The following is a 26,905-nucleotide window of genomic DNA, read 5'->3' on the forward strand; positions in this document are numbered from 1 at the left end:
TGGCTGATCTGAAAGTGAATTTAATGTATTATTTAATCTGGAGCAGAATCCTTTTTTAAAAGAAACTCCATAACAGCAGCCCGTATACACGAAGACTCCAGCGGGAGGAAAGGCATAGGTGAGACACCGCAGTGCGATAGCACGAGGAGGGCTCACCAGCCGCCCGCGGAAAGCGGAGTGTATACGGGCTGCGGTTGCCGAAGTCACATGCTTCCATTACCAGGTTAGAGACCCAATATAGAAATAACTTCGCATTTTATATCAAATGCGATGTAAGCCTGACAGTTAATCCAAGTCAACTTAGCAATGTATCTCCAAACCTGCAATTTCCCCAGGCCTTTTTTGTCAATTTCACTCTGCAGAAGTTGTTTTTTAAAACCTCAAAAAAATAGCAGATCACGTCATCTGCTATTTTCCTTATGAAACATTATTTTTATTGTGAATGGAAGCATTCCTAACCATCGATTCATAAATAGTGGGTTTTGCTTCTTTTCATTTTTCAGCTTCTTCTTTTCTTCAGAAGGTAAGTTCATATATGTGATAAACTGTTCCGTCATAAATTTCAAATAATCGTTTCCTGACATGTTCACCCCACCTTATATTTTAATGATATTCCTATCATTTGCCTATCAAAAAAATTATATTCAAAAATTATAAAAATAAAGAAGGAAATCATCACAACTTGTCGAATATAATATTTGTTGGATTTTAAAGGAGGTGAAAAATGTATTGAATCCTGCATCAAAATTATCTGACAACCTTCTGAATGCTTCTTTTAAAGTAAAAGCTTCTGATATCCACTTCTATCCATTTCAAAATCATACGGACATCTACTTCCGCATCCAAGGAAAACGTGTTTATTTCAAAAGTATCCGCATGGAACAGTATCAATTGCTGCTTACCTATTATAAGTTCACTTCTGGAATGGACATTGGCGACACAAGAAAGCCCCAGAACGGAACCATTGAGCCCAAGGAGGATTCCGGATTATATTCATTACGGATATCCACCCTTCCCCTGAATAATCTGGAAAGCATGGCAATACGAATTCTTCCACAGAGCACAACCCTTACACTTGATCAACTATTTCTATTCCCGAATCAATTAAACAGAATCAGGCAATGGATATTAAACCGTGCTGGTATTATCCTTTTTACCGGTCCTACTGGAAGCGGAAAAACAACGGCGCTATATGCCCTTTTGGAGTCGATGCTACAAGAAAAATCCTTTCAGACAATTACCTTGGAGGATCCGATTGAAAAGAATATAGATAATATTCTTCAGGTTCAGATCAATGAAAAAGCCGGCATTAGTTATCAGACAGGGCTTAAAGCAGCTCTGCGCCACGATCCGGATATCATTATGGTAGGAGAAATACGCGATAGGCACACAGCGAAGTTTGCTTTTGAAGCCTCATTGACAGGACATCTTGTCTTAAGCACCTTACATGCTAAAAATGCTGCCGGTACGATCCATCGCCTTATTGATATGGGGATCAAAAGAAGCGATTTGAAACAATCCCTTATCGCAGTGGCTGCACTGGAGCTTCTCCCTTTAAAAGATGACATAACTGCCCGCAGAGCGGCAATACTTGAGCTGTTGGATGATGATCAACTGGAGAGGGTTATAGATGGTAAGGATTTCCAGTCCGAGGTGTTCCATTCATTCGAGTACTTAAGAAAGAAGGCTTTTGCATATGGATTTATTTCAGAAGAGATTTTTAATACGCAACAAAACTTTAAACAGTGATTTGCAACTTCGATTCCTTCAGTTATTATATCGGTTATTGACTACAGGTTATCCTTTATTGGACGCGCTGGAGACAATTAAGTGGAACAAAGAAACGAAGCATATTGCAGATTTGATGATTGCCTCATTGCGGGATGGTCTGACAATCGATGAAGCCTTCGAAAAGGCAGCATTCCATCCTATGATTACTTCATATCTTTATTTTGTTCGGGGCAATGGGGATTTAGAAGGAACCATTGCAAAATGTGCTGCCATGTTTGAGCAACGTATAACCTATATGAAAAAGTTTCAGCAGATAACCAGATATCCAGCCATTTTATTAGTTATTTTTGTAATGCTTCTTTCTTTTATTAAGCAAAAAGTGCTCCCCTCCTTTCAGGACCTTTTTCAATCCAGTTATGAAGTATCTTTAACAATCGCCATTTCAGTCACTGTCATTGAAATACTTGGCACCATCCTCTCCATCTTAGTTATTGGGGGTGCGGTTTCATTCGTTATATGGATTGTCACAAAAGGCAAATTACCAGTTGAGAAACAAATAAAGGTCTATGAAGCAATCCCTGTTTATCGTCGATTTTTAAAACTCCAAACCTCTTTTCACTTCGCAGCACACTTCAGTTCTCTTCTCAAAACCGGTATGTCATTTCGGGAGATTCTTCAACACATGTCCAGCCAGCAAAAACTGCCGATTATCGCCTATTATTCACAGCAGATGACAACGGAATTATCGAAGGGACTGCATATCTCGAGTTTGCTGACAGTGTTTACCTTTTTAGAAGACCAGTTGACTGCGATTTTCCGTAAAAATGCCGATGCCCATACGCTTGAAAAAGATTTGAGTATTTACTCGGAATTACTTATGGAAGAACTTCAGAGAAAAATCATAAAAAGTCTTACAATGATCCAACCGGTGTTTTTCATCATCTTGGCCAGTTTTATCATTTTTATTTATATAACATTGATGTGGCCAATGTTTCAGTTAATTAAAACGATATAGAAGGAGTAGAAAAAATGTTTAAAAATGATAAAGGTTTCACGTTAATCGAGATGCTGATCGTATTAATGATTATTTCCGTGCTTATTATCCTTATCGTACCAAACCTTGGTGATAAAGGGAGCGAGGTTCACAGTAAAGGATGTGACGCCCTAGTAGGTGTAGTCCAGGCCCAAGTGGACGCCTATTATATTGAGAAGAATCAGTTTCCTGCAGATTTAGGTGAACTTGTCGATGAGGGTTATATCAATGAAGAACAGAAATCATGTCCAAACGGGGATAATTTAATATATTCAATGGAAGGTACAGGAGCCAGTGTTTCGAAGCCGTAATAGTGAAACTGGATTTACGATGATTGAATTGCTGTTTGTATTAAGTATATTGTCTATCGTTTTATTCCTCTTTCCCCCTTTTAATCTGGAAAGCATAGAGAAACAGCAGGAAAAGCAATTTTTGGAAACCTTTAAATTTGATGTTCTTTATGTTCAGAACCTGTCCAATCTAGTTACAAATGAGAAAGTCTTTATCAGATTATATAACGATCATTACAAAATCCTGCAGGGTTTTACGAAAACTATTGCTCAACGGGATTACCCTGGTGGAATGGAAATTGATTCAAGAGGTAATCCGGACATCAGCTTTAATGAAAACGGCACTTTTTTATACCCTAGAACCATTCGAATTACGACGAAGCATTCTGCATACGATATAATTTTTCAATTGGGGAAAGGAAGATTTTATATTGCGGAAAGATAGTGGATTTACGCTAATGGAAGTGCTTATTGCATCGAGTATTATATTTACAGCAGTGTCGACACTGCTTCCAATAGCTTTAATCCTGGAGGCAGAACAAAAAGTGTTAAGTGACCGTCGTACTGTGGCATATATGCTCCACGATGAATTACAAAACTTTATTTGGGACCCAACCAAACAGGTCCCGTCTCATTTCAACAGAACTGTAAATAATATTGAAACTTCGCTGGAATTCAAACAGGAACAAGAATTAATCAAAGGATGTGTTACATGGGACAATGCGCGAAACAGACATGAAAAGCTATGTTTTTACGGTTTGCCTGCTGCGTGAAAAGGGCTTCACATTTGTTTCGGTTCTCCTGATGATTACCGCCCTGAGCATTACACTGCCTTTTCTGGGCTATATAATCCGGGCTGCCGAATATGAAAATAACTATGGCGAACTTTCCACGCAGCAATTTTTTCAATTTTTAAGGGATGATATTATAAAATCAAGTACCTTAGCAGCAAGCGATAAAAAGCTTTCCCTTTATCAAAAATACAATGATGTGACAGCAACCTATGAATTATATGGAAGTCTAATCAGAAGACAGGTGAACGGACTTGGCCATGAAGTTTATTTAAGGGATGTAAAAGAAGTTTGGTTTACCTCCCTTCCCTTTGGGGTGCGTGTGTCGATAACTATGCTTACAGGTGATACCTTTGAAAAAACAATTGTATTTTACAACTAATCAAAATGGCTTCTTCCTGCCATACGCAATCATGATTACAGCTATTGTTCTCTTGCTGATAACAACTTCTACCCAACATTATCAGCGTGATATCGAAATTACCGAAAGACATATTCAGCAACTGACAATGGAAACGCTCTTCCAATCGGGCCGAGAAAAAGTGAAGGCTGAAATTCCCAGACTGGAACTACCGGCAATGCTTCAATATGACTTCCCAGATGGACAGGTTCGGGTAGAAGTAACGAAACTGGAAAAAGATATATATGAATTAATTTTTACCATTACTGTGAATGGCTACGATGAAATTTTCGGGATAACTAATAGATTACATTATGAAGAAATCGTGACCGAATAAGTTTATACATTTTTAAACAGGCTTTTGTATTTCTCTATCCGTACCATATTAATCGTAGTACTTAAGTAATTACAAGGGTTGAAGTGATTCGTATGGTTAGTGACTGACCACCACTTATCTTCATAACTGTTTGAAGAAACATGTCTGACGAAAATTGAAAATCTAGCTGACATTGAAATCCGTTTAATGACTTTCGTTTACATTCTGGAAAACGTCATATATAATAACAATGAAAAGGCTACCTAAAAGGAGGGGGAAGACATGGATCGTATGTTTCGTGTTCTTGCCTTTTGGACAGGTATTTTTACAGTAATGTTTTATGTCGGTGACATGATGAATACTGCACTATTGTTCCTGGTTCAAACGGCGTTTTTCCTGGCAGTAAGTTATTTGAAGCTATCTGAGCGCATGTATATGTATTTATTCGGAGCGTATTGTACCGTCTTTATGATCGGCTTTACATGGTATTCTGAATTTATACTTGTACCTGGTTTCGGACATTAAAACCCAAAAACCCTGCATTTTATGTGCAGGGTTTTTAATTTGCGGATGGGATGTTCCGAAACTTTCCTATTTACATCTGTGCAACTAAGCATTACCTGCAGCTCAGAAGTTTGCCGCGTGTTCCACTACTTCTCTCTTACAAAAGGATTGTTTTTCTTTTCTGCTCCAATTGTAGTTGCGGGTCCATGTCCCGGATAAACAGTATACGTATCATCCAGAGCGTATAATTCATTACGGATACTCGCTTCAAGTTCCCTCATACTGCCACCAGCCAAATCTGTTCGCCCGATTCCCTGATGGAAGAGCACGTCTCCGCCTATAACGAAATACTCCTTTTCGAACACGAAGCTTACACTTCCAGGTGAGTGTCCTGGAGTATGTAAAATGGTGAATTCAAAAGCACCGATGGCAATTTTGCCCGGCACCAGCGTTTTTTCCGCAGGACTCGCTGTAACTTCACTTCCCTGCAGTTTGAATGAACCGTTCATCATGGGGTCGGATAGCCACGGTATCTCATTCTCATGAAGATATACCATCGCACCAGTCTTTTTTCTGACTTCTTCCAATGCCCCGAAATGATCGAAATGAGCATGGGTAAGCAAAATTGCTTGTACGGTCAATTCCCGCTGATTTACAAAACCGAGGATTCTTTCAGGCTCCTCTCCCGGGTCTATAATCAACGCATCATTATTGTCAAAAACAATATAACAGTTTGTACCAATAGGTCCAACAGATAAACCCTTGATATTCATCATAGCTCCCCCTTTCCTTTCTGGTAAAATAAGAAGTATAAATTTTGGCATTAATTAACTTTTATACATGAATAGCCTCGTCCAGCTCCGGTTCCTAGAAACTCCTGTCATAAGCAATGGACTTCCAAGCGCAAAAATCCATGCGCTTTCCAGTCCCTTGCTTATGCATGCGTTTCTAAACAGTCACCTCCGCTTTTGTTCAATAGAAACCGTTTTATTTATAACTCGACAAAAACACCCGAATGCTTTAAAATAAATACTATATTGTCCTAGTTACATAATAATACAAAAGTATTTCCTAATTCAATTTTGAGATTGGAAATATAGCATTAAAGGAGGATGAAATCTATGCAGCATATCGTATTAGCAATTGTATTTTTATTTGTAGCTGTACTGGCTGTTGTTTCAGTTATTCGTCAGCTGAGATATAAAAACTTATTTGCTTTGGTTTTTTCGGGAATTACAGCTTTAGCATTTGGATTCTTCTCAATTGCAACAATCATATCTACAATAGCAGGCTAATCAAAATTGAAAATGTGTTTTTCTTAAAAGTTAACTTTTTACGGGTTAACTTTTTTAATGGAAAAAACTGCCAGCAGCTTCATGCTACTGGCAGTTTTTTTGTCAAATTAGAAAGTATAGATTTTGTAAGCAACTAACTCTTACACATAAACAGCCGCGTTCTGCTCAGGAAGAACTCAATCCTCTTGCTTGAAGTCGACAAACCGGAACAAGTCTCCGTAAATCAGATTATCTGAATATAATAATTCGGTCTCTACCTTCTCCTGTATTGGTGCACATGCATCTTCATTTGAAGTTTGATTTTCATTCTCTTCCGTTGTCTCGACTGGCTTTACTTCAATTGGTTCTCCTGTTGCACGATTGTAGCAAATACCCATCGTAGAAACGTAATCATCACTGATGAAATCACCATTTCTTAATGCGATATACCCTTTTCTGTCTTCGGAAAATACATCATTACCGAAAATGATATCCTTTTCTACTTCAATACCCAACAGATTTAAAATAGTTGGTTTCATATCAATTTGACCTGTTACTTCAGAGATCGTTTCACCATTACCATCACCAGGAATATGGATGAATAACGGAACACGCTGTAGTTGAACCTGATCATACGGCGTGATTTGTTCTTTGTCCAGATACATGCTCATCGCCTTATTATGGTTTGCGCTGATACCGATGTGATCCCCCATGATAATAATCACAGAATCCTCATATAACCCCGATTCTTTAAGCTGTGCAAAGAAGTCTTCGATTGCTTCATCCATATATCTCACAGCCGGGAAGAAATTATTTAATGTGTTTGAATTGGAATCATACGGATCAATTGTTCTTTCTTCTTCCTTCATTTCAAATGGAAAATGGTTGGTTAACGTAATAAATTTCGCATAAAATGGCTGTTCCAAGGATTGAAGATATTTAATGGATTGTTCAAAGAACGGTTTATCCATTAACCCCCAGCCAATTGAATTTTCCTCTGTTACTTCATATGCTTCCTCGCCGTAAAAGTGGTCGATGCCAAGGCTTTGGTACATACCGTCGCGATTCCAGAAACTTTTATTATTTGCATGAAGAACTGCTGAAGTATAGCCTTCTTCTTTTATGATTTCAGGAAGTGCATGATAGGCATTACCGCCATGTGTAAAGAATACAGCTCCGCGTGATAACGGATAGAGTGAGTTTTCAACTAGAAACTCAGAGTCTGAAGTATTCCCCTGCCCTGTCTGTTCATAGAAATTGTCGAAATAATACGTGTCTTCATCGTCAATCAAACGATTTAGGAACGGTGTTACTTCCTCACCATTTACTTCATTGCCAATTACAAATTCCTGGAGGGACTCCGCATTGATGAATATAACGTTCTTTCCTTCGGCTGCACCAAACATATCAGAATTCTCATCTACATGTACATTCTCTTCGATGAATTCCTGTATTTCTGGCAATTCATTGCCATCCGCGAACACTCGCTGGGATTCTGTTTTTGAATGAACGACAAGGTCATACACATGATAGTTTAACAGACCAATGTTCTTCACCAGATATTCACGGTCAAAAGCTCTTGTAAACAATTGCGGTCTTTCCATTTCGGCAAGGAAAAAGTTACCTGCCAACAAAGCCATTGAGAGTGCCAATGCGAATAATTTCCCGCTCTTCTGGTAGTCAACCGCTAATTTGTCTTCCTGTTTTTTACTTAAATACCATATAAGCGCCGCATCGGCAAATAGCAGGATATCAAATGGCTTTATCAGTGTTAAAATACTTGAGCTCAAATCGGACATATTACTTCCCATAAACAATTGGGGAATCGTAATAAAGTCGGTAAACTGGCGATAAAAAACTACGTTTGCAAAAATGACAAATGATGCAATGAATGTAGCATACCTGATAAATTTCATCTGGCGTGATGTTTTATTAAACCAAACACTGATGGCCAAAATCAAAAAAGCAGATACGAATGGGTTGATCAGCAAAATAAATTCCTGCATTATATTGTCTAATTCGATGCTGAACATAAACCGGTAAACAATATATGTTTTTAGACCGAATAGCAATGCTGCAATTATATATAACGGCATAACTGGACGTTTATATTTCGTCATTCTCTCTTCCTCCTATAAATCTCTCTTCACATTTCATTTTTTTGTAAGATTGGGCCGTTCATGGTTACCTGTATTTTTTCCCTAACTAACTAGATTGTAAACATAAATTTACAAAAACGGATATTATATAAGACGTAACAACCCTTTAAAAGGTTTCACCAATTTTACAATATGTTAATAAAAAATTTTTGCTAAAGCAAAAAAACATCAATCCTTTGGGTATTCATCAGTCGGATTGTCAGCACTATCATATATGTTTAAAAGCGCTTTGAAGAGAATCGGACATTTACGGGCAGCTTGATCCCCCATGTACATCCTTAAATTCCAGAATGGTTAAGGTAAGAGTCCTGCTGCCCGCCGTACAAAGTATGGTACTATCGGAGATCGAAGGGAAATCAAGATTGATTTTCCACTCGGTTTATTCTTTCCAGAACCAGATATGCTCCCCCTATTATGCCAGCATCATTCCCTAGCTGGGCTGCTTTTATTTCACACGCGTCACTGACTCGAGGTAATGCATGGTGTTCAAAAGCGATCCTTATTTCTGAAATAAGCTGATCGCCAGCTGAAGAGACACCGCCGCCAATCAATACATTTGAAGGGTTTATGATTACACCCATGTTTGCAATCACCTTCCCGAGCACATCAGCAGTCCGTTTAATTATACTGTTCGAAAGGTTATCTCCTTTTTTAGCCAGCTCAAAAATTTCTTTTGACGTTATTGCTTGTTTTTTTCTGAATGTTTCTCCAAGTACACTGTCGGGATACTCGGATATTTTTTCCATCGCCTGACGTACGATCCCCGTAGCAGAAGTCACCGTTTCTAAACAACCATACTTACCACAATTGCATGCATACCCATTCTCTACAACTTGGATATGGCCAAGCTCTCCCGCCATGCCGTTCTCACCGCTGAGGATTGATCCATTTGCTATGATACCACCGCCAACGCCAGTTCCCAGTGTGATAGCAATCAGATTATCGGCCTGGTTTCCAGCACCCGTCCAATTCTCACCTAGTACAGCAATATTTGCATCATTTTCCACAAAAACAGGTAAACCCGATTTCTCTTTCAGCATGTTTGCCAAATCTAAGTTTTTCCAGCCGATATTTACGGCTTCGTAAACGTATCCAGCTTCCGAATCAATAAAACCCGGTGCTCCTACTCCTATGCCAATAATGGAAGCTTTATTCACCCTCAGCAAATCTATTTTTTCAATAATAGAATTCCAGATATCGTCCACAATTGACTCTCCGCCATTCTGTGTATTTGTCGGTATTTCCCACTTTTTGATTATCGTCCCTTTAATATCTATAATTCCTGTTTTCACTGTTGTCCCACCGATATCGATTCCTATAAGTAACTCATTCATGAATGAATCGCTCCTTTGCGAGTAGCAGTCTATTCTTTTCTTTTTTAAGTATTAACTTAGCCATTTGAAAATCATAAGTTTCCAAAAATTTCATTTCATATAATTCATCAATTTCCATTTCCATTAGTGCTAGATCGCCTATCCTGTCACCAGTATAAATAAATGTTCCGTATTTTTTTAATAGTTGTTGTATATCATAAACTGTTTTCATTAAAATCACCAACTTTCATTATAACAAAATACTGAGATTTTAGGAATTATCAAAAAAGAAAGGCTGACGTGGCAGTCTATATTTTTAATGAATTGCTGTAAATTTAACATGCTTTCATTTCTTTAACTAAAAACCCGAATCTGCTTAGCGATCCGGGTCTTGGGGATTTAGGAATGTTGGTCTGCGATTTTTCAAAGGTATTGGTGTCCGAATGAGTATGTCGCGGAATGCTTTATATGAAAATGGAATAAATGGCCAGAAGTAAGGGATATGGAATGCCCTCATCTTCGTAATGTAAATGATCCATATGGTAATTCCAACGACATAGCCGATTACACCAAAAGCAGCAGACGTGAGCAACAGGAAGATTCTGACAAGTCTGTTTGCCATACTCATTTCATAACTTGGTGTTGCATAGGATCCTATTGCGGCGACGGCAAGGTATAGAACTACTTCGTTGGAAAACCATCCTACCTCAACCGATATTTGACCGATCATGATTGCGGCTACTAGACCTAATGCTGTGGCTAGTGAAGATGGTGTATGGATTGCTGCCATCCGCAGCATATCCAGTCCAATTTCGGCAATCAGAAATTGAACGAGCAATGGGATAGTCCCCATTTCCTTGGGGCCAATAAATTGCAAGGCTCCAGGCAAAAGATCTGGATACGTGGAAAACAAATAATATAACGGCAGAATTAGAATGGAAAATAGAACTGCAATAAAGCGCACCATTCGTAAATATGCACCGACCATCGGTTTTTGTCGATATTCCTCAGCATGCTGTAAATGATGCCAAAAGGTGGATGAGGTGATCATGACACTCGGTGATCCATCAATGATTAAAAGAATATGTCCTTCATACAGATGTGCGGCTGCGGTATCGGGTCTTTCAGTGTATCGGATGGAGGGGTAAGGATTCCAATATCTGCTGCTTAAAAATTCTTCAATCGTCTTTTCAGCCATAGGTAGACCATCCGTGTCAATACCATCCAAAATATCTTTAAGCTCATCCACTCTTTTTACGTCTGCTATATCTTCAAGGTAGCAAATACATATATCTGTTTTGGACCTTCTTCCTATCTGCATATATTCCATTCTCAAGGAACGATCCCGAACCCGTCTTCTCGTTAATGCAGTGTTGAATACAATTGTTTCCACATACCCATCCCTCGAACCTCTTACAACTCGTTCCAGATCAGGTTCCTCCGAAGATCTTACCGGGTATGTCCGCGCATCAATCATAATCACAGTCTCAATGCCATCCACAAATAATGCAGTAGTTCCGGCAAGAACGGCATTTACTACTTGATTCAGGTCTTCCTGTTGATCTATTTCGATATAAGGAAGATACGTCTTTAGCAGCTTTGTTAATGGATCTGGTTTCAGTTGGTCAGGTTCAAGATTTGCCAGAAATTTCATCAGCAGATGGAGAATATCGTCTTTTGCAAACCCATCTATCATGAACATGGCCATGTTTGTATCCGCATATTCCAAGTCTAATTTAATCAAGTCGAAGCTTTTATCCACTGCTAATCGTTCATTAACATATGCGACGTTTTCCCGATAGCTGTCAAATAATTTTTGTTCCTTCTCATTCATCTATTCTCACCCGGTGTTTTTAAAGGATACATATAGTTTGTTACCGGACAGAATTTCTATACTTTTCTATCGAAACATAATTAAAAGAATGGAGACATATATCTTATAGACAAGTTATTTATTCAACTTTCATCTTCATACCACTAAAATAAATCAAACATTTTCTTGCTTTATCCAATAATTCTAACAATCTCCTTGCTAAATTTTCTAAAAATATAAGGGAATGAGATATATGAAAAAATGGCAGGCATTATTGCTTATCGCCTTCATCTTATTAGTTGGCATAGTCTTTATATTCGAAAGCTCGACCTCACCGACTGTGAGTTTTTTTCCGCTTGATCCGGAGAGCACAGTAGAATATGCTAGCACATCATTGACATTATTGTCTGAAGAAGGCACAAATAAGTATGAAGTGGATTGGAAGGTTGCTTCTGCTAGCGATAAAATCATGTATCTCAGGCAGGATGTGTCTCTGTTATTTGATAATGGCAGACTACGTGGTGTTCGAAGCAAATGGCAGCAGAATACGAAGAATATACAGGTTGAAGAAAAGGTCAGAGGTGAGGATTCGCGTCACTTTCAAAGCATATCCTTTCATCATGGAGAAAATCATTACTCCGATGAAGCTATTAGGAGCATTCAAAAAATGTCATTTGATGAGTTATATGTCATAGACTCTCCAACAACCCCTATAGCTTCTTTTAAAACACCTGCAAATGCATATGAATCCAAGTGGAAAGAACTGCTTGACCGAACATCCAGGCAGCAACTGCTTTTCCATTGGCATGAATTGGTTAATTACTTTCATATTGATCTGGAAAATTATATATCACTGCCATTGGTCGATATGTACAAATATGAGAACCAAGCGCTGCCACAGATGTCGCAGGAAGAAACGAACAATCTGATTGGTCGGCTATGGGAAGGATTGTATAAAAATTATATTATTCCTGCAATGGATCCTCCAAACAACAAATTGAATAGTTTCATACCTCTCATTTTAATAGATAAAGAAGGCGAACATTTGCTTGTTATTTTTGAATTCAATGGGAAAAAAGAGCAGCTTATTCAAAGAATCCCATCATCTGCTAGCAATTCTGCCAAATATTAAGCGAAGGGAAAACATAGGAAAATGGTTTCCTTGCCCATATGCAGACAGGAAAGTTCTATGGTTTGTTATTTCCTGAAAAAGGCTTTCTATTGGAGATCTTCTCCAGTAATTTCTTCATATAAAGTTTGAAATGCTTCATTGTCAGCATCCATGTTATATGCAGTCGTTATCATTTCGGCAGCATCTTCCACTCGACCATTATTATAATACAATAAGGCAAGGTTGTAATAAGCGTTGGGTAACAGTGGTTCTGTTTCGATACTTTGCTCAAGATCAACAATGGCGAGATCTATTTCATTTAATTCGATATATGCATAGGAACGCTGAAACAGTATTGCACCTTGCAAATCTCCTTCCAGATCCAGAGCTTCGCTTGCAAGGCTAACCACTTCTTCAAATCTTTCTTCCATTAATAACTCCTCCATCTGCATTAGTTGGTAAGCCTGGCTGTTTAGGTTATTGTTAATTCCGAACACTGCCAGACTTCCAATAAGCAGAACGTATAATAGGGCTGCTGCTGACTGTAGTTTTACGCTTCCTTTTTTGGGAAGGTGTACAATAGCTGCACCGATAAAACCTGCCAAAAGTCCACCCATATGGGCACCCATATCAATTTGGGGAACAAAAAATCCAAAAACGATATTAATCAAAAGAATGATCAATATGCTTTGCCCCATTGTCTGGAGAAAAATACGCTTGTAGATTAATCCAAAGAATAGCAATGCCCCGAATAAACCAAACAGGGCTCCTGAAGCACCTGCAGAGACATTGGCAGTAAAAGCAAAACTTGCCAAACCTCCACCAATACCGGCTAAAAAATAGATGGTAAGAAATCGTATTCTTCCGTATATGCGTTCGACAGCAGTCCCTAAATAAAAGACAGCGAGCATGTTCATGAATAAATGCAGAAAGCCAATATGCAGAAACATGGAACTTACAATTCTCCACCACTCTCCATCAATGATATCGGGGTTATATTTAGCCCCCATTTCTATTAACGTGTCGATGGAAGAACTTCCGCCGTTCCATTCAAGAAGGATGTATAAAAGAACATTCATTGCGATTAAAATATATGTGAAACAGGGCTTTCCGAAAGAAAAAACATTTTTCACTTCTTTTCGCTTATTTTCCAGCGCCTCATCCAAATAGGCTTTGTAGTCGGTTACTTTTGTCTCTTTTATGTCTTCATTGTATAGGAGGCTTGGAGTCAATGAAAAATCGAGATCATCCTGCAGCCTTTTCAACTCATTATCAGAATCCTCGTTATCCAAATAATACACCTTCATTTTTAGAGGGTTTTTCTCTTTCAGCTGCATCGGTTTTTTTAATACATGCCAATCATCTACAGGTGCGTGGGATGATACATAGACATTATATAATTCAATACGTTTCCCGATAAGCAACCTTTTTAATGATTTGGATTTTTGAAAAACCTGTGCGATATCCCTTCTCAAATGATTTTTCCAGTCAAATCCTTTATGGACAAAACGAATCACCTGAGACGTTTTATTTTCATATTTTTCCAGCCAAATTTCATTGGCGTTCTCATCTATGTGCAAAATATCAAAATTATTTTCACTTACTAGACTATAAGCTGTGTGATAGAGCTTATATTGTTCATCCAAAAACATACTTTCACCTTCCCCCCATTTATCATAGCAGAAGCCATTTAATTTGGACAGAACAAAAGCGGAGGTGACTGTTCAGAAACTCTATGCTGACAAGGGACTGGAAAGCTTATTGTTTTGGCGCTTGGAATGTCCATTGCTTATGACAGGAGTTTCTAGGAACCGGAGCTGAACGTGGCTGATTATGAGTTTGAATTAATTGCTGCTAAAAATTTAATGCTTTCTTACCCTACAAAAAAAGAAGCAACATTATAGCCGCTTCATGTTAATTTATTAATTGTTATGCGAATTGCTATTAAATAATTCCGGTAACAGCTTTTCGCGGAAAGAAGGTATATTCATGGATGCCGACACTGCAACCCTCCTAATGATCCCTACCGTCAATAAAGTATTCAGCAGCCTGTAGCGCCACTTATAAAGCAAGGAAACTGCTGATACCATTGCAATTACTGATAAAATTGATCTCATCATAACACCCTCTTCTCATAGTTGGTGTTATTAGTTATCTTCTTTTAAAAATTTATTATACATTTTACAAGCTCAGGATTTCATTTTCATTTATGAGAAAATCAACCGGAATATCAAACTCCTCCACAGGAATCTGGTCCATTAATTGAATGGAACTGCACATGGACGCAGTAATGTTTTTGTAATTTGTTAAAAATCGATCGTAATATCCCCCGCCAAAACCAATCCGATAACCATTTCGGTCGAACAACAGTCCAGGTACGATGAGAAGGTCAATTGAATTTGTTTCCGTCTGTTTACTAATATCCGGTTTCGGTTCGAGCAGATCATAATATACCACTTCCAGTTGATCGAAGGATTCGAGTTCATAGAAAACAAGTTCTTTTTGTCTTGGATAACATTTTGGAACGCACATTCTCTTGTTTTGTCCCCATCCAGCTTCGATAATCGGTTTTGTCGACCATTCAAATCCTTGTGACATGGTAATTCCGATTGTTTCTGCCCTGCTCCAAAGAGCAGAAGTGATCAACCGATTGATAAGCTTGCTCTCAATTTGCTGCTTTTCATTTTCCGGCAAATTCTTTAATGTCTGTATGGCATATGTACGAAGTTCTGTCTTTTTATCCATGTCATCCACCTCTCTGGAACATTAGAAATATATGTATTGTCAAGGCTCATGGCGAGCGCTTTTATAATCCTTACGCAGAAGAGAAAGTACTTGTAATTTTTGAAAATGAAAACCCTTATCTAATATGATAAGGGTTTTTGTGAAAAGATTCATTTATTTTGTTTCACGGTGTAGAGTGTGTTTTTTTAGACGTGGTGAATATTTTTTAAGCTCAATACGTTCAGGATTCGTACGTTTGTTTTTAGTAGTGATATAATTACGATCCCCTGTTTCAGTACAAGCTAAAGTAACGTTTACGCGCATGTGTTTTCCCTCCAAACTTTAACAGCTAACTTTATCATCATCTTTTGATTTCGTACAGACTTTTATTATAATAGCAGAGTTTATAAAACTTTTCAAGAATCTATCGCCAAAAAAATAATGTTTTCTCATTTCCTAATCTATGTTATAACTAATAATGTATATTATACGAGGAGGGATTATGAATGTTAATAGCGATAATTTCGGTAATTACTATTGCCGTTGTTCTCTTCGTTCTTTCATATTTTATGAATGACAGAATTGAAGAATTGGAAAATCAGCTTGAACAATTTTCCATTACCACGATGCAGGATACATATCAAATGAAGAAAAAAATTAAAATTTTGGAAGAGGAACTAACACCTGAAGACCTTACCCAGGAATTCCATCAGAAACGTGAAAAGAGTCATCTGACCAATTAAACCTTAGAAGGAGATACTTATGAAATATACAGTTCGATCTTTCTCAGTTGGATTACTGACAAGTGCAGTTATTATGCTTATTGTTTTCTATTTAGTTGGAAATCAAGCACAATCTGCAGCAGATATGAAATCCGAAGAAATGATTCCACTATTGGAAAGCAAAGGTTATACAGTTCTCACAAAAGAAGAATACATAGCATTGAGTGTTAGTAAAGAGGTGGATTCAGAGGAAAACTCTGATGAAACAGATCTTTCTGAGAAGGAGGAAGCAGAAGAAGCAACAAATTCCACCGAGGATGCTGAAGAGGAAAATGAAACTCGTACGACTGAAGAGGAAAACGGGGACGATCCGGAAGAAACGGAGCCTGCTGGCAATGGAGAATCAAATAATAGTCCTGAAAGCTATACACTGACGATTAATCCAGGCATGGCTTCATCAGATATCAGTTCTCTCCTCGCAGAAAACAATATTATTGAAAATGCTTCTGAGTTCAATAATTACTTGGATGAACATGATTACAGTCTTAAAGTCCAAATCGGAACATACGAATTGACAAGTGATATGAGCTTCTATCAGATTGCTGAAAAAATATCCAACTGAAAAATGGCAGCCAGGAGTGTTTCCTTCCTTGCTGCCATTTTATATTATTAATTTAAGTTGAAGTTTTCGCCCTTCACCAAATAGAGGATACTCTCCCCTACATTTGTAATATGATCTGCAAATCGTTCGAGGTACCTTGCACAAAATGCAATTTGCATTACATATTGAATTTTATCCGGATGGGTTGCTGTTTCTCCGAGCAGTTCACTGATAATGGTTTTATACAGCCGATCCACCTCGTCATCCATCCCTGCAAGCTTCCTTGCCACTGAGATATCTTCGTATTTAAATGCCTGCATTGACGAATAGAGCATGTCGTTCGTCATTTTATGCATCTCCTTGAGGTCTGCTGGAATTGCAGATTTATTTTTTCCGAGATGGATAGTCGAAGTCGCGATATTTTTAGCATTATCTCCCATACGTTCAATATCTGTAAGAATCTTTAATACAGTTATCACTCTTCTTAAGTCCGTTGCAACCGGTTGTTGTTTAGCAATCAATAAGATCGTTTTGTCATTGATTTCAAGCTCTTTCCTATCGATTTTTCTATCATTCTCAATAACATGTCTGGCTAAATCAACATCCTGGTTAAATAAGGAATCAATCGACTCATCCAATGCCTGCCCTGCAGCATTGGCCAATTTAATAATATCATCCTTTAATACGTCAAGCTCATTTTGAAATTGATTGCGAGTAGTCATTATTTATTCCCCCGTTCACATTGGATTTCTAAAAAATAGATATATCTACTATTATAACGTAAATATATGAAGTAACTGTAAATTTTATGTAATTTATCATTTTCATTAAAAAAGTCTGCCACCCCTTAATGGATTGGCAGACTGTGAAACGAAAGATTATTCCTCTTCAGCTTCTTCCTGATTGCTATCTTCTTCATCCTTTTCATCGACACTGTCCTGGTCTCTTTCTTCTTTCATTTCGAAGTAAGCGTCGAGTATTCTTTCACCTATTCGGTTGTTGATCGAATGATCATTTGATGTTCCGGTGTTCGGAGCAACGACCGCAAAGGCAACTTCCGGTTCATCAAAGGGAGCATAACCAACTAGTGATAGATTGAAGGTATCATCTAACTTTTCTCCGTTTTGATAGACTGCAGTTTCCGCTGTTCCGGTTTTTCCTGCAGGATTATAATCCTTGTCTCCAAAATATCTCACAGCTGTACCTCCTGATTCCTGAAATACTTGTCGGAACCCTTCCTGTACACGCTCAATATGACTTTGACTCATTTCAATCCGGTTCATCACCTTTGTATTTATCACACTGTATAATGGTCCCATTCCCTCCATGGAAGCTTCTGGTTCACGGACTACCTTCAGAAAATGAGGACGTACCCGGTAACCATCATTTGCGATGGTGGCAACATATTGGGCAAGCTGCATCGTAGTATAGGTATCAAATTGTCCGATTGCATAGTCCATCAAATGACCTGGATTGTTCGTTGTACCCCCATTAACGCCCGTTGATTCATATGGAAAGTCAATACCTGTGTTTACACCAAGTCCAAATTGATAATAGTAATTGCGCATGGTCTGAAAAGCACTGTTATCAAAACTTGTTGATTTCCCATCCGGAAAAGGATGACGGGTTTCTCCCCCAAGTCGCAATGCGATATAAAACATATACACGTTGGAAGATCTTTTTAAAGCAGTAATATCATCTACATAACCCATGTTTGTCCAGGATTTCTTTGGGCTGGTTCCTTGGATGACAATCGGGTTATCAAAAAATCTTTGTCCCGGTGTTATTACTTCGGACTGATAACCGGCAAGGACGGTTGCTCCTTTTACCGTGGATCCTGGTTCATGGGCATTGGCCAGTGTCATGAATGCCGCTTCATTGAATTCATCGTTTTCACGATCATATTGGATCCCAGAGACAGCCAAAAGGTCTCCCGTTTGCGGATCCATTACAACTGCATAGGTGTTATTCAAATAACGGTTTTCATAAGGTTGTTGCTTAATTGCAGTCTCGAGTTCTTCCTTAACGATCTTATCGACTTCTTCCTGATATTCCATATCGATTGTCAGAACAAGATCTTTTCCGCGTTCACCCTCAACAACAGTCTCTGTTCCTATTACCGTACCATTTTTCGTTGTTGTGTACTGAATTTGCTCTTTTCTGCCTCGAAGCAGATCTTCATATTGCAGTTCAAGACCACTTCGACCAACCCGGTCATTTCTGCTGTAACCTTTCGTTAAATATGCTTCTTCTTCTCCGGCAGGAATACCCTGATCCTGTGTGGATATCGAACCAAGCAGGCTGGTTAGTGTCGCACCATACGGATATTCCCGATCCCAGTCAGTTGTTGCATTGATTCCCGGAAGCTTATCCAGATTTTCTGCTACGACTGCATACTCCTCGGCCGTTACATTTTCATTTTTAACCACTTGTGGAGTCAGAGAATACGCCTTATCAAGTTCCCTTTTAATGGCAATTACTTCAAGCTCCTGCTTGCTGAAGTCGCTTATTTCTTCTTCCGTGATTGTATCCAGTGTTGCATTGTAAACTTCAGCATTGCTCATTTCTTCAGTTTCTTCTTCTGAAAGTCTGCTGTCTGCTTTCGTTTTATTCTTTAAATACCAATATTCCTTTTTATTTCGTTCAGTTATTCGTTTCAGTGTATCTTCATCATCCATGGATATGTACACTGCAAGCTTCTCGGCCAATTCCAGCCGATCTTCTGCCTGTACTCCTTTTGGAGGAGTGTAAGTGATTGAGTACATTGCTTCATTGTCTACGATAACATTTCCGTACCGATCAAATATTTTCCCCCTTGGCACCGGAATCTTGGTCGTATCAAGATTTGTGCGCTCAATCTCCTCCTGGAAATCTTCTCCATTAAGAATCTGTACGACACCAAGCTGCAGGATTAAAACGGAAAACAGTAAAAATACTACAAAAAACAATATATTAATTCGAAAGGGAAGCTGGGCCTTCTTTCTCTTTTTCTTATTCATTAAATTTCCCCCAATGAGATGGTAATTTTTATAATGTAAATCCCATTAATGATTTTACCATATTCACCGGTTTTTTTCGTCTGTAATTTGTTCTTTTAGTATAACTTCTTTCTTTTTTGAACTGCCGAGAAAAATGTTTCGCACAAAAAAGTATATCATGATGTGACCAGCACCTAAAAAAACGAGTAAGATGGGGATAATATCATCCGCCTCAAAGAAATAAACGCCGGCAAGAAATATAAAAATGGAAATGATTCTTCCGCTATTTAAAAACAGTTCCCTGACAACGATATATTCTACCCGTAACTCCCCTGCTTTCCAAGCCTTTCCGATTACATCAAATGTTAATGAAACATAGGGAACATTTATAACAGGATATGCTATCCCTATAACAACGGCATAAATCATCAGCAAAATATAGTTGATTTCAAAAAGGATAATGAAGATGGAGAAATATAATAACAACGCCCCAAAAAGGATTGCCTTTTTTCTCATTTTCGGTTTGATGAACTTTGTGGCAATCATGTAGAAAATGACGGATAAACCGGAGAGAAACATGTTAAATGTTCCGAGCGCAAGTTCACTTTTAGTCACCAGAAATACCCAAATGGAAATTACGAATGCGAATATTCCTTCCCGTAACCCTTGGAAAAAATGGGCATGCAGGATACGATTCCAGTTTTTATTTCGATTCCTCTCATCCAAGATTCTTTTGAAATGAAATAATCCTTCAGCACCTCGGCGTTTCAGCAGAAAGCTGGCTCCGACGGCACATGCGAATAAGAAAAAGGATATCGCAAAGATAACCGTGTAACCGACATTGTCGGTCATCCTGGCAATTATGATTCCGGCAAATAAGGGACCTGTCATTCCTCCTAGAGATTGCAGTATACCAAGGAACCCATTAAAGAAATCTCTCGTATCAGGCTCCGTAATTTCAAATGTCAAAACATTAAATGCGAGCCAATAAAACCCATACCCTATACCCAGAAGACTACCAAGCATAAAATTAAATGTTGCCGCATTTTCTCCAATAATAAGGACGCTTAAAAAGAATAATGAGAGAAAAAATACCCCTAATCGCAATACAATAATTCGATCTACTTTTTTAGCAAGCCTGCCGGCAAATATAAATGTAATCGTCTGAAATATACCGATGGCTAAGTTATATATCGCAATCGTTACATATTCCCCAGACTGCTTCCACAAATAAATATTTACAAAAGTGTTTGATAAAAATATCCCTGCTGAATATAGCCCCCCGATTAAAAGTAAAATAAACAAATCCCTGTTACCATCCATTTTACTTCGAAAAAAATTCATCATTTTTTGCATATATACGACTCCTTTGCATCTGTAATAGTGTGAGCGAAGGAGTCGTATATATGCAAAAAAACACGCGGAATTTATCCGCGTGTTCAAATAACCGATTTACTTTGCTTCATTATAGTTTTTGGAAACTTCATCCCAGTTTACAACATTCCAGAATGCAGAAATATAATCCGGGCGTTTATTTTGATATTTCAGATAGTATGCATGTTCCCATACATCCAGACCTAATAATGGAGTCTTCCCTTCCATTAATGGAGAATCCTGGTTAGGAGTGCTTGTTACTTCAAGATTTCCATTGTTAAGTACAAGCCATGCCCAGCCTGAACCAAAACGTCCTGCAGCCGCTGCTCCAAATTCTTCTTTGAATTTATCGAAGCTGCCAAATTTTTCATTGATTTTATCAGCTAATTCACCGGATGGTTCGCCACCGCCATTTGGAGATAAAAGCTTCCAGAAAAGACTGTGGTTTGCATGCCCCCCACCATTGTTACGAACCGCAGTGCGGGCACTTTCGGGAACAGCGTCCAAGTTACTGATCAGCTCTTCTACAGATTTCGCCTGAAGATCAGCTTGACCTTCCAAAGCATCATTTAATTTGGTAACATACGTGTTGTGGTGCTTCGTATGGTGGATGTTCATCGTTTCTTTGTCGATTGTTGGTTCTAATGCATCATATGCATAAGGTAATTCTGGTAATTCGAATTTTGACATAATTAACTTCCTCCTTAAATGATAAATGATATAAAGGATTGGAACCCCTTTATATAGAAGGTTATCAGAGCTTTATACTACTTGCAAATTTTATGCTTTATATTTTTAAAAGCCTTAAATGGACATTTTTACGGAGCAGCGAGTTACATAATTTTTGCGCATAAGAAAAACAAGCATCAACTGCTTGTTTTCTGAAAGTGGCTCGGGACGGAATCGAACCGCCGACACAAGGATTTTCAGTCCTCTGCTCTACCGACTGAGCTACCAAGCCCTATTAAAAATATCATTTGTGAATTACTATGTTCTATGACATTTGCTGGTTGTTAAAATGGAGGAGGTAGAGGGATTCGAACCCCCGCGCGGTTTGACCCGCCTGTCGGTTTTCAAGACCGATCCCTTCAGCCGGACTTGGGTATACCTCCGAGTTTTTATGGTGGACCCTGCAGGACTCGAACCTGCGACCGATCGGTTATGAGCCGATAGCTCTAACCAACTGAGCTAAGGGTCCTTCTTAATGATTAGTTAAATGGGGCGACCGGTGGGAATTGAACCCACGAATGCCGGAGCCACAATCCGGTGCGTTAACCCCTTCGCCACGACCGCCATTTTAATGATTGTGTGTTTGTTATTGGTAGCGGCGGAGGGGATCGAACCCCCGACCTCACGGGTATGAACCGTACGCTCTCGCCAGCTGAGCTACACCGCCATGGCTCCACAGGTAGGATTCGAACCTACGACCGATCGGTTAACAGCCGATTGCTCTACCACTGAGCTACTGTGGAATAATGTTATCCTGTATCATTTGTTTTTATAGCAACGATATTTAATTTATCATGTCGAACTAAATCTGTCAACCTTTTTTTTGCGTGTTCGCAAAACTTTTTATGTAATAGCTATTTCAAGACTGCGAAATTAATAATAGCATGTTGCGAAATTAATTTCAAGCATAAATTTAAAAAAATATTATTTTGTCGATAAAGATTTCATAAGAGATAAAAAAAGGAGGTTACCCCCCTTTTTTTAAAAAGCTTATTCTCCTAAAACTGCTTCTGCGATATTTACTGCATGGTCTCCAATACGTTCCAGATTACTGATAATATCTACAAAAACAATTCCGGCAGAACCGCTGCATAAGCCCTCATTCATTCGAATGATATGCTTTTTACGGTATTGACGTTCCATTTTGTCGATTTGATCCTCTTTTTGAACTACCTCCAGAGCCGCTTCACGGTCCATTTTATCAAGTGCATCCACTGCCTGTTTCACCGTTAGCAATGTTAGATCAAACATATTATTCAGGTCTTCTATTGCGCCTTCTGTTAATATTACTTTGTTTGAAATTTTATAGTCAATCAATTCCACCACATTCTCAAAGTGGTCTCCAATACGCTCAATATCGCGTACAGTGTCCATTAATGACGTGTGTTTGGCACTTTCAGCCTCTGTCAGTGATCCAGCAGAAATCTCAATCAGATAATCTGTAATTTTACGATCCAGATTATTCAATGCACCCTCTACCTGTAATGCCATTTCAGAGTGTTTCGTACTCTGGGTTGTTACGTAATGGTATGCTTCTTCCAATCCTTTATATGCATATTCACCCATACGGATAACCTCAGATTTTGCTTGGTCCAGAGCCAATGCAGATGACTGCTGAATAAATATAGGATCCAGATGTTTTGGTTTATACTCGATAAGCGTATCCTGACCAGGAATCATTTTAGTGACGAGCCAAGCTAGCGCACCAATAAAAGGAAATTGAATAATGGTGTTCATGACATTAAAACTTCCATGTGCAAATGCAATCGTCATTTCGGGATTCAGATTTAACTGAACCTGAAGGTATGATATATATTGTGTAAAGATCGTTAAGAATAAAAGAACAATGGTGGTTCCAACTACGTTAAAAACTACATGTGTTGCGGCGGCTCTTTTAGCTGCTACTGATGCACCAAGTGATGCAAGCACCGCTGTAATTGTTGTACCTATATTATCTCCAAACAATACAGGGAGGGCCGCATTTAATTCGATTGCACCCTGAGCAAATAGTGTTTGAAGAACTCCGATGGTAGCACTGGAGCTTTGGACAATTAATGTAAATACGGTACCAATTACTACTCCCAATACCGGGTTTGAACTCATACTTACGGTTAACTCATGAAAGGCTTCTAAACTGCGTAATGGAGACATACCGCTGCTCATTAACTCCAAGCCAAGGAATAGTGCACCAAAACCAAAAATAGTCTGTCCAACATTACCAACTTTCGGATGTTTGAAGAAGAATATCAGGAAACTTCCGAGAGCAACTATAGGTAGCGCATAGGCCCCTATATCAATACCGATAATAAATGCAGTAACCGTGGTACCTATATTAGCACCCATAATAACACCAATTGCTTGTCTGAATGTCATAAAACCTGCATTAACAAGTCCGATAGTCAGCACCGTGGTACCTGTGCTTGTCTGAAGAAGGATTGTAACTACAATACCTGCCAGTACACCCATAAATGGATTACTCGTAAATTTATCCAAGATCTCTCTTAGTTTATCGCCAGCTATTTTCTGTAATCCATCCCCCATGTATTTAATACCGATGAGAAAAATTCCCAAACCGCCGATAAATTCAAATATCAATGTTTGTATATCGAAATCCATAAAACTAAATCCACCCTTCAGTAATGTTGAATCTTGTCGTTTCACACCCTAACCATTATTAATGATTTATTAACCATTTGTAAAGGTTTCAGGCTAAAATTTACATTAAGTTTACAAACTGATTTATAACCCTCTTTATTAGGTGCCCCTAAGAGGTCTTTTTCATTCAATTTCTCGGTATAGAAAAATCCGAACTATGATTCAGAATTCTTTAATTAGAATTCGAATTAGTTCGGATTTTATCTTTTTTTAACGTCTCCTGTTCCCTAAAATCACTTTATCTTTATTAGTCATATTTAGGGTGTGCCTGATTTTTTCATGAAATTTCTTCAACCAGGATTTTGGTTCCATCCACTTGAACAACCTTTACCTTACTTCCTTTAGCTACCCACTGACCACCAGATATGGCACTGTAATCCTTATTGTTTATTTTTACAGTACCGACAGGTCTAAGATCATTAAGTGTAATTCCTTCCTGACCTACTAACGCTTCGTAGTCTTTATTGATGGAATTGTATCCAGCGTCTTTCGTCAACTGATCCTTAAGAGCAATCTTTGACCACATATCCCTCTTCCTGAATACTTTAAGAAATAAAAATGAAGCCGCACTCCCAAGCAGAACACCCAAGATTGCGTATAATCCGGCAGTGAAATCTGGGGCGGCCAGGGCCACTGCCGTAAGCATGCTGGCAAGTCCGAGTGTTGCCAGGGTTCCATCGTTAACTACCTTACCATCGATTATAATAAGTAATAATCCTACAAAATATATAATAAGCATAAGAAAGAAAGAACCGGTTTGGACATACGCACCAAAATATACTGTAATAAACCCAATACCCAATAAACCGAAAAACCCTCTCATGTTAACAAGTACTTCGCCGATCAGGAATAATGTGCCAAAAAAAGTAATTACGAAACCAATCCATTGCAAATCAAAAATATCCATCTACTTTCCTCCTCCCCTGTTCAGTAATACGTACAGACATGTAAATGGTTTCATCCAAAAAGGAGAAAACATATGTATACACTCAAAAAACTTTCTTTATATATATTCATTATATTGCTCTTAATCAGTATATATCAAGATTTAATTCTCAATCGTACAACAATTATCCCAGATAATGATGCAGTGCCTGCAGATTACCATGAAGGGTACATGATCGCACATTTTAAAGTTCTTCCTGGAGATACCGTATTGTCCATAACGGAATCACTAAATAGTAAGAATACGAAACAGCTGGACATACAAAAAATAATGAATGATTTTAAAGAGCTTAACCCGACGACAGACCCACTTAACCTGAAACCATACACAGAGTATTATTTTCCTGTTTATCATGACTAATCTCAAGGGTTAGGTACTGGAGCTGGACGATCAAAAGTCAAGGTGACTGTTTATGTATAAGAATTAATTGCCGCCAAAATTTATACTCTTTTCTAATTTTTATTTTAAAAAGAGGCTGAAATTAATCAGCCTCCAATTTGTAACCTATACAAACGGCAATATAAAGAGAGTAATTAAAATCGAAATTGCGCCAGCTGCGATGGCAATGTTACCCAACGTATCGGCACCACGGCCTCTTGAAACAAACCCTAATATGATCCCGGCCGCTCCGAGCACAATTGGCCACATAAAGAAAGATATGACAGAAACTGCAATGGCAATCCAACCGTACATCGTATTTACTTCGCCATTGTCTCCTTCATGCTTTCTTGTTTCGTAGTCCTCGGCTGTCATCTCGGCAGCATATTCCTCATCTCTTGAGCTTTCCGGTTCCACTCCGATATAATCCTGATGCATAGCACGATCTCCGTGGTGCGGGGGAGCCTGTGCATTTGTATTTTTTTCTCTTTCGTCCATAATCAAGACCTCCTTATTCATAATTGAGGTGCATGTGTAGTTTATGGAAAGATTCGCTTATTACTGATGTTATATTTTGGAATGTAAAAGTAATGTAACACTTACTTCTTCATCCAGCATAGTATAATGTGATACTTTAACCAAGGGAATCTTACTGCCTGCTATATGCAGGATAAATGCTAATTAAAAGGAGAGTCATGATGTCAATATTTATTAAAGAAATGGTTAAAGCAAAACTTAAGAATCTTACTGCTGGAGAATTACTGCAATACAGCCGACAATATGGGTTTGATATTACAGAAAAGCAGGCAAGGGAGATTACAGCGTATCTTCATCAAAATTCACCCGACCCATTTGATGCCGACACACGAAAAAGAATGTTCCAGCAGCTTGCTCTAATTACCGATAGAGAAACGGCAATACAAACACAAGAATTATTTGATGAAATCATACATTCCTATGGTTTGGATCATCTCTTTAAGTAAAAAGAGGAATAACAATGTTATTCCTCAGGCTGTCGAGAAACCCTCGACAGCCTTATTTTTTTTCTGAACTATCCATCAAT

General features: G+C 38.4%; 31 protein-coding genes and 6 tRNA genes. 14 read left to right on the forward strand and 23 right to left on the reverse strand.

Annotation, left to right across the window (positions count from 1 at the left end):
- Positions 1-401: 401 nt before the first annotated feature.
- Positions 402-584, reverse strand: a complete 183-nt coding sequence (locus A4245_RS17730; RefSeq protein WP_067730393.1) for a YqzE family protein — start codon at positions 582-584, stop codon at positions 402-404.
- A 145-nt stretch (positions 585-729) separates the two neighbouring features.
- On the opposite strand from A4245_RS17730, the gene comGA reads away from it, so the two are divergent.
- From comGA to A4245_RS17770, 8 genes are all read left to right on the forward strand, one after another.
- Positions 730-1,749 (forward strand): competence type IV pilus ATPase ComGA, encoded by a 1,020-nt coding sequence (gene comGA, locus A4245_RS17735; protein WP_067730395.1) that lies wholly within the window; start codon positions 730-732, stop codon positions 1,747-1,749.
- Positions 1,697-2,746 (forward strand): competence type IV pilus assembly protein ComGB, encoded by a 1,050-nt coding sequence (gene comGB / locus A4245_RS17740; RefSeq protein WP_067730397.1) that lies wholly within the window; start codon positions 1,697-1,699, stop codon positions 2,744-2,746. The genes comGA and comGB overlap by 53 nt, the downstream gene beginning before the upstream one ends.
- Positions 2,747-2,760: 14 nt before the next feature.
- On the forward strand, positions 2,761-3,075 hold the full coding sequence (gene comGC, locus A4245_RS17745; RefSeq protein WP_067730399.1) for a competence type IV pilus major pilin ComGC: 315 nt from the start codon (positions 2,761-2,763) through the stop codon (positions 3,073-3,075).
- Positions 3,059-3,499: a competence type IV pilus minor pilin ComGD gene (comGD, locus tag A4245_RS17750; RefSeq protein WP_067730401.1), complete on the forward strand. Its 441-nt coding sequence runs from the start codon at positions 3,059-3,061 to the stop codon at positions 3,497-3,499. Before comGC ends, comGD begins: the two co-directional genes overlap by 17 nt.
- A complete protein-coding gene (locus A4245_RS17755) occupies positions 3,486-3,827 on the forward strand; it encodes a PulJ/GspJ family protein (protein WP_067730403.1) in 342 nt (113 codons plus the stop codon). Before comGD ends, A4245_RS17755 begins: the two co-directional genes overlap by 14 nt.
- Positions 3,775-4,227 carry a ComGF family competence protein gene (locus tag A4245_RS17760; RefSeq protein WP_084268858.1) on the forward strand — a complete coding sequence of 151 codons (453 nt, stop codon included), beginning with the start codon at positions 3,775-3,777 and terminating at the stop codon, positions 4,225-4,227. Before A4245_RS17755 ends, A4245_RS17760 begins: the two co-directional genes overlap by 53 nt.
- Complete coding sequence (locus A4245_RS17765) at positions 4,199-4,582, forward strand: hypothetical protein (protein ID WP_067730406.1); 384 nt, start codon at positions 4,199-4,201, stop codon at positions 4,580-4,582. Before A4245_RS17760 ends, A4245_RS17765 begins: the two co-directional genes overlap by 29 nt.
- A gap of 261 nt (positions 4,583-4,843) precedes the next feature.
- A complete protein-coding gene (locus tag A4245_RS17770) occupies positions 4,844-5,086 on the forward strand; it encodes a DUF2626 domain-containing protein (protein ID WP_067730409.1) in 243 nt (80 codons plus the stop codon).
- Positions 5,087-5,211: 125 nt separating this feature from the next.
- Here the strand turns inward: A4245_RS17770 and A4245_RS17775 are convergent, their stop codons facing one another.
- Positions 5,212-5,838: an MBL fold metallo-hydrolase gene (locus tag A4245_RS17775; protein ID WP_067730411.1), complete on the reverse strand. Its 627-nt coding sequence runs from the start codon at positions 5,836-5,838 to the stop codon at positions 5,212-5,214.
- Positions 5,839-6,186: 348 nt separating this feature from the next.
- Here A4245_RS17775 and A4245_RS17780 point away from each other — a divergent pair, with 348 nt between their 5' ends.
- Complete coding sequence (locus tag A4245_RS17780) at positions 6,187-6,360, forward strand: DUF2759 family protein (RefSeq protein WP_407668399.1); 174 nt, start codon at positions 6,187-6,189, stop codon at positions 6,358-6,360.
- A 176-nt stretch (positions 6,361-6,536) separates the two neighbouring features.
- On the opposite strand, the gene A4245_RS17785 is transcribed toward A4245_RS17780, so the two are convergent.
- The 4 genes from A4245_RS17785 to A4245_RS17800 form a co-directional block, all read right to left on the reverse strand.
- The gene (locus tag A4245_RS17785; RefSeq protein ID WP_067730414.1) at positions 6,537-8,459 is read right to left on the reverse strand and encodes an LTA synthase family protein; all 1,923 of its coding nucleotides are present in this window, start codon (positions 8,457-8,459) and stop codon (positions 6,537-6,539) included.
- Between the two features lie 395 nt (positions 8,460-8,854).
- Positions 8,855-9,832, reverse strand: coding sequence for an ROK family glucokinase (locus A4245_RS17790; protein WP_067730415.1), 978 nt, complete (start codon positions 9,830-9,832; stop codon positions 8,855-8,857).
- Complete coding sequence (locus A4245_RS17795; protein WP_067730417.1) at positions 9,825-10,043, reverse strand: YqgQ family protein; 219 nt, start codon at positions 10,041-10,043, stop codon at positions 9,825-9,827. The genes A4245_RS17790 and A4245_RS17795 overlap by 8 nt, the downstream gene beginning before the upstream one ends.
- Before the next feature lie 144 nt (positions 10,044-10,187).
- Positions 10,188-11,645 (reverse strand): spore germination protein, encoded by a 1,458-nt coding sequence (locus tag A4245_RS17800; protein ID WP_067730418.1) that lies wholly within the window; start codon positions 11,643-11,645, stop codon positions 10,188-10,190.
- 232 nt (positions 11,646-11,877) lie between these two features.
- Between A4245_RS17800 and A4245_RS17805 the strand changes: the two genes are divergently transcribed.
- Entirely contained in the window at positions 11,878-12,756 is an 879-nt protein-coding gene (locus A4245_RS17805; protein ID WP_067730419.1) for a hypothetical protein, read from the forward strand.
- A gap of 86 nt (positions 12,757-12,842) precedes the next feature.
- On the opposite strand, the gene A4245_RS17810 is transcribed toward A4245_RS17805, so the two are convergent.
- The 4 genes from A4245_RS17810 to rpmG all read right to left on the reverse strand — a co-directional run bounded on the left by A4245_RS17810 (position 12,843) and on the right by rpmG (position 15,783).
- Positions 12,843-14,387, reverse strand: coding sequence for a rhomboid family intramembrane serine protease (locus tag A4245_RS17810; RefSeq protein ID WP_067730420.1), 1,545 nt, complete (start codon positions 14,385-14,387; stop codon positions 12,843-12,845).
- Between the two features lie 270 nt (positions 14,388-14,657).
- Positions 14,658-14,852, reverse strand: coding sequence for a hypothetical protein (locus A4245_RS17815; RefSeq protein ID WP_067730421.1), 195 nt, complete (start codon positions 14,850-14,852; stop codon positions 14,658-14,660).
- A 64-nt stretch (positions 14,853-14,916) separates the two neighbouring features.
- Positions 14,917-15,480: a 5-formyltetrahydrofolate cyclo-ligase gene (locus tag A4245_RS17820; protein ID WP_067730423.1), complete on the reverse strand. Its 564-nt coding sequence runs from the start codon at positions 15,478-15,480 to the stop codon at positions 14,917-14,919.
- A 153-nt stretch (positions 15,481-15,633) separates the two neighbouring features.
- A complete protein-coding gene (rpmG, locus tag A4245_RS17825; protein ID WP_067730425.1) occupies positions 15,634-15,783 on the reverse strand; it encodes a 50S ribosomal protein L33 in 150 nt (49 codons plus the stop codon).
- Positions 15,784-15,965: 182 nt separating this feature from the next.
- Here rpmG and A4245_RS17830 point away from each other — a divergent pair, with 182 nt between their 5' ends.
- Positions 15,966-16,202: a hypothetical protein gene (locus tag A4245_RS17830; protein WP_067730427.1), complete on the forward strand. Its 237-nt coding sequence runs from the start codon at positions 15,966-15,968 to the stop codon at positions 16,200-16,202.
- Between the two features lie 19 nt (positions 16,203-16,221).
- Positions 16,222-16,803 carry an MltG/YceG/YrrL family protein gene (locus A4245_RS20690; RefSeq protein ID WP_067730429.1) on the forward strand — a complete coding sequence of 194 codons (582 nt, stop codon included), beginning with the start codon at positions 16,222-16,224 and terminating at the stop codon, positions 16,801-16,803.
- A gap of 47 nt (positions 16,804-16,850) precedes the next feature.
- Here A4245_RS20690 and phoU read toward each other — a convergent pair whose 3' ends face one another.
- From phoU to A4245_RS17895, 12 genes are all read right to left on the reverse strand, one after another.
- Positions 16,851-17,504 (reverse strand): phosphate signaling complex protein PhoU, encoded by a 654-nt coding sequence (gene phoU, locus A4245_RS17840; RefSeq protein WP_067730431.1) that lies wholly within the window; start codon positions 17,502-17,504, stop codon positions 16,851-16,853.
- A 156-nt stretch (positions 17,505-17,660) separates the two neighbouring features.
- The gene (locus A4245_RS17845) at positions 17,661-19,781 is read right to left on the reverse strand and encodes a peptidoglycan D,D-transpeptidase FtsI family protein (RefSeq protein ID WP_067730434.1); all 2,121 of its coding nucleotides are present in this window, start codon (positions 19,779-19,781) and stop codon (positions 17,661-17,663) included.
- 63 nt (positions 19,782-19,844) lie between these two features.
- Complete coding sequence (locus tag A4245_RS17850; RefSeq protein ID WP_067730436.1) at positions 19,845-21,116, reverse strand: MFS transporter; 1,272 nt, start codon at positions 21,114-21,116, stop codon at positions 19,845-19,847.
- A gap of 96 nt (positions 21,117-21,212) precedes the next feature.
- Positions 21,213-21,824, reverse strand: coding sequence for a superoxide dismutase SodA (gene sodA, locus A4245_RS17855; protein ID WP_067730438.1), 612 nt, complete (start codon positions 21,822-21,824; stop codon positions 21,213-21,215).
- Positions 21,825-22,022: 198 nt separating this feature from the next.
- A tRNA-Phe gene (locus A4245_RS17860) sits at positions 22,023-22,095 on the reverse strand.
- A gap of 58 nt (positions 22,096-22,153) precedes the next feature.
- Positions 22,154-22,246: transfer RNA gene (locus A4245_RS17865), tRNA-Ser, on the reverse strand.
- 9 nt (positions 22,247-22,255) lie between these two features.
- Positions 22,256-22,332: transfer RNA gene (locus tag A4245_RS17870), tRNA-Ile, on the reverse strand.
- A gap of 19 nt (positions 22,333-22,351) precedes the next feature.
- Positions 22,352-22,427 (reverse strand) — tRNA-His (locus A4245_RS17875).
- Between the two features lie 26 nt (positions 22,428-22,453).
- A tRNA-Met gene (locus A4245_RS17880) sits at positions 22,454-22,530 on the reverse strand.
- Between the two features lies 1 nt (position 22,531).
- Positions 22,532-22,606 (reverse strand) — tRNA-Asn (locus tag A4245_RS17885).
- A gap of 247 nt (positions 22,607-22,853) precedes the next feature.
- Positions 22,854-24,479, reverse strand: coding sequence for a Na/Pi cotransporter family protein (locus A4245_RS17890; RefSeq protein WP_067730440.1), 1,626 nt, complete (start codon positions 24,477-24,479; stop codon positions 22,854-22,856).
- 316 nt (positions 24,480-24,795) lie between these two features.
- Positions 24,796-25,425, reverse strand: a complete 630-nt coding sequence (locus tag A4245_RS17895; RefSeq protein WP_067730442.1) for an NfeD family protein — start codon at positions 25,423-25,425, stop codon at positions 24,796-24,798.
- Positions 25,426-25,497: 72 nt separating this feature from the next.
- On the opposite strand from A4245_RS17895, the gene A4245_RS17900 reads away from it, so the two are divergent.
- Positions 25,498-25,824, forward strand: coding sequence for a hypothetical protein (locus A4245_RS17900; protein WP_067730444.1), 327 nt, complete (start codon positions 25,498-25,500; stop codon positions 25,822-25,824).
- Between the two features lie 144 nt (positions 25,825-25,968).
- On the opposite strand, the gene A4245_RS17905 is transcribed toward A4245_RS17900, so the two are convergent.
- Entirely contained in the window at positions 25,969-26,340 is a 372-nt protein-coding gene (locus A4245_RS17905; RefSeq protein ID WP_067730446.1) for a hypothetical protein, read from the reverse strand.
- Positions 26,341-26,540: 200 nt separating this feature from the next.
- On the opposite strand from A4245_RS17905, the gene A4245_RS17910 reads away from it, so the two are divergent.
- Positions 26,541-26,825 (forward strand): DUF2624 domain-containing protein, encoded by a 285-nt coding sequence (locus A4245_RS17910; RefSeq protein WP_067730448.1) that lies wholly within the window; start codon positions 26,541-26,543, stop codon positions 26,823-26,825.
- Positions 26,826-26,905 lie beyond the last annotated feature (80 nt).

The organism is Oceanobacillus damuensis, assembly GCF_001618145.1.
GTDB lineage: Bacteria > Bacillota > Bacilli > Bacillales > Amphibacillaceae > Oceanobacillus > Oceanobacillus damuensis.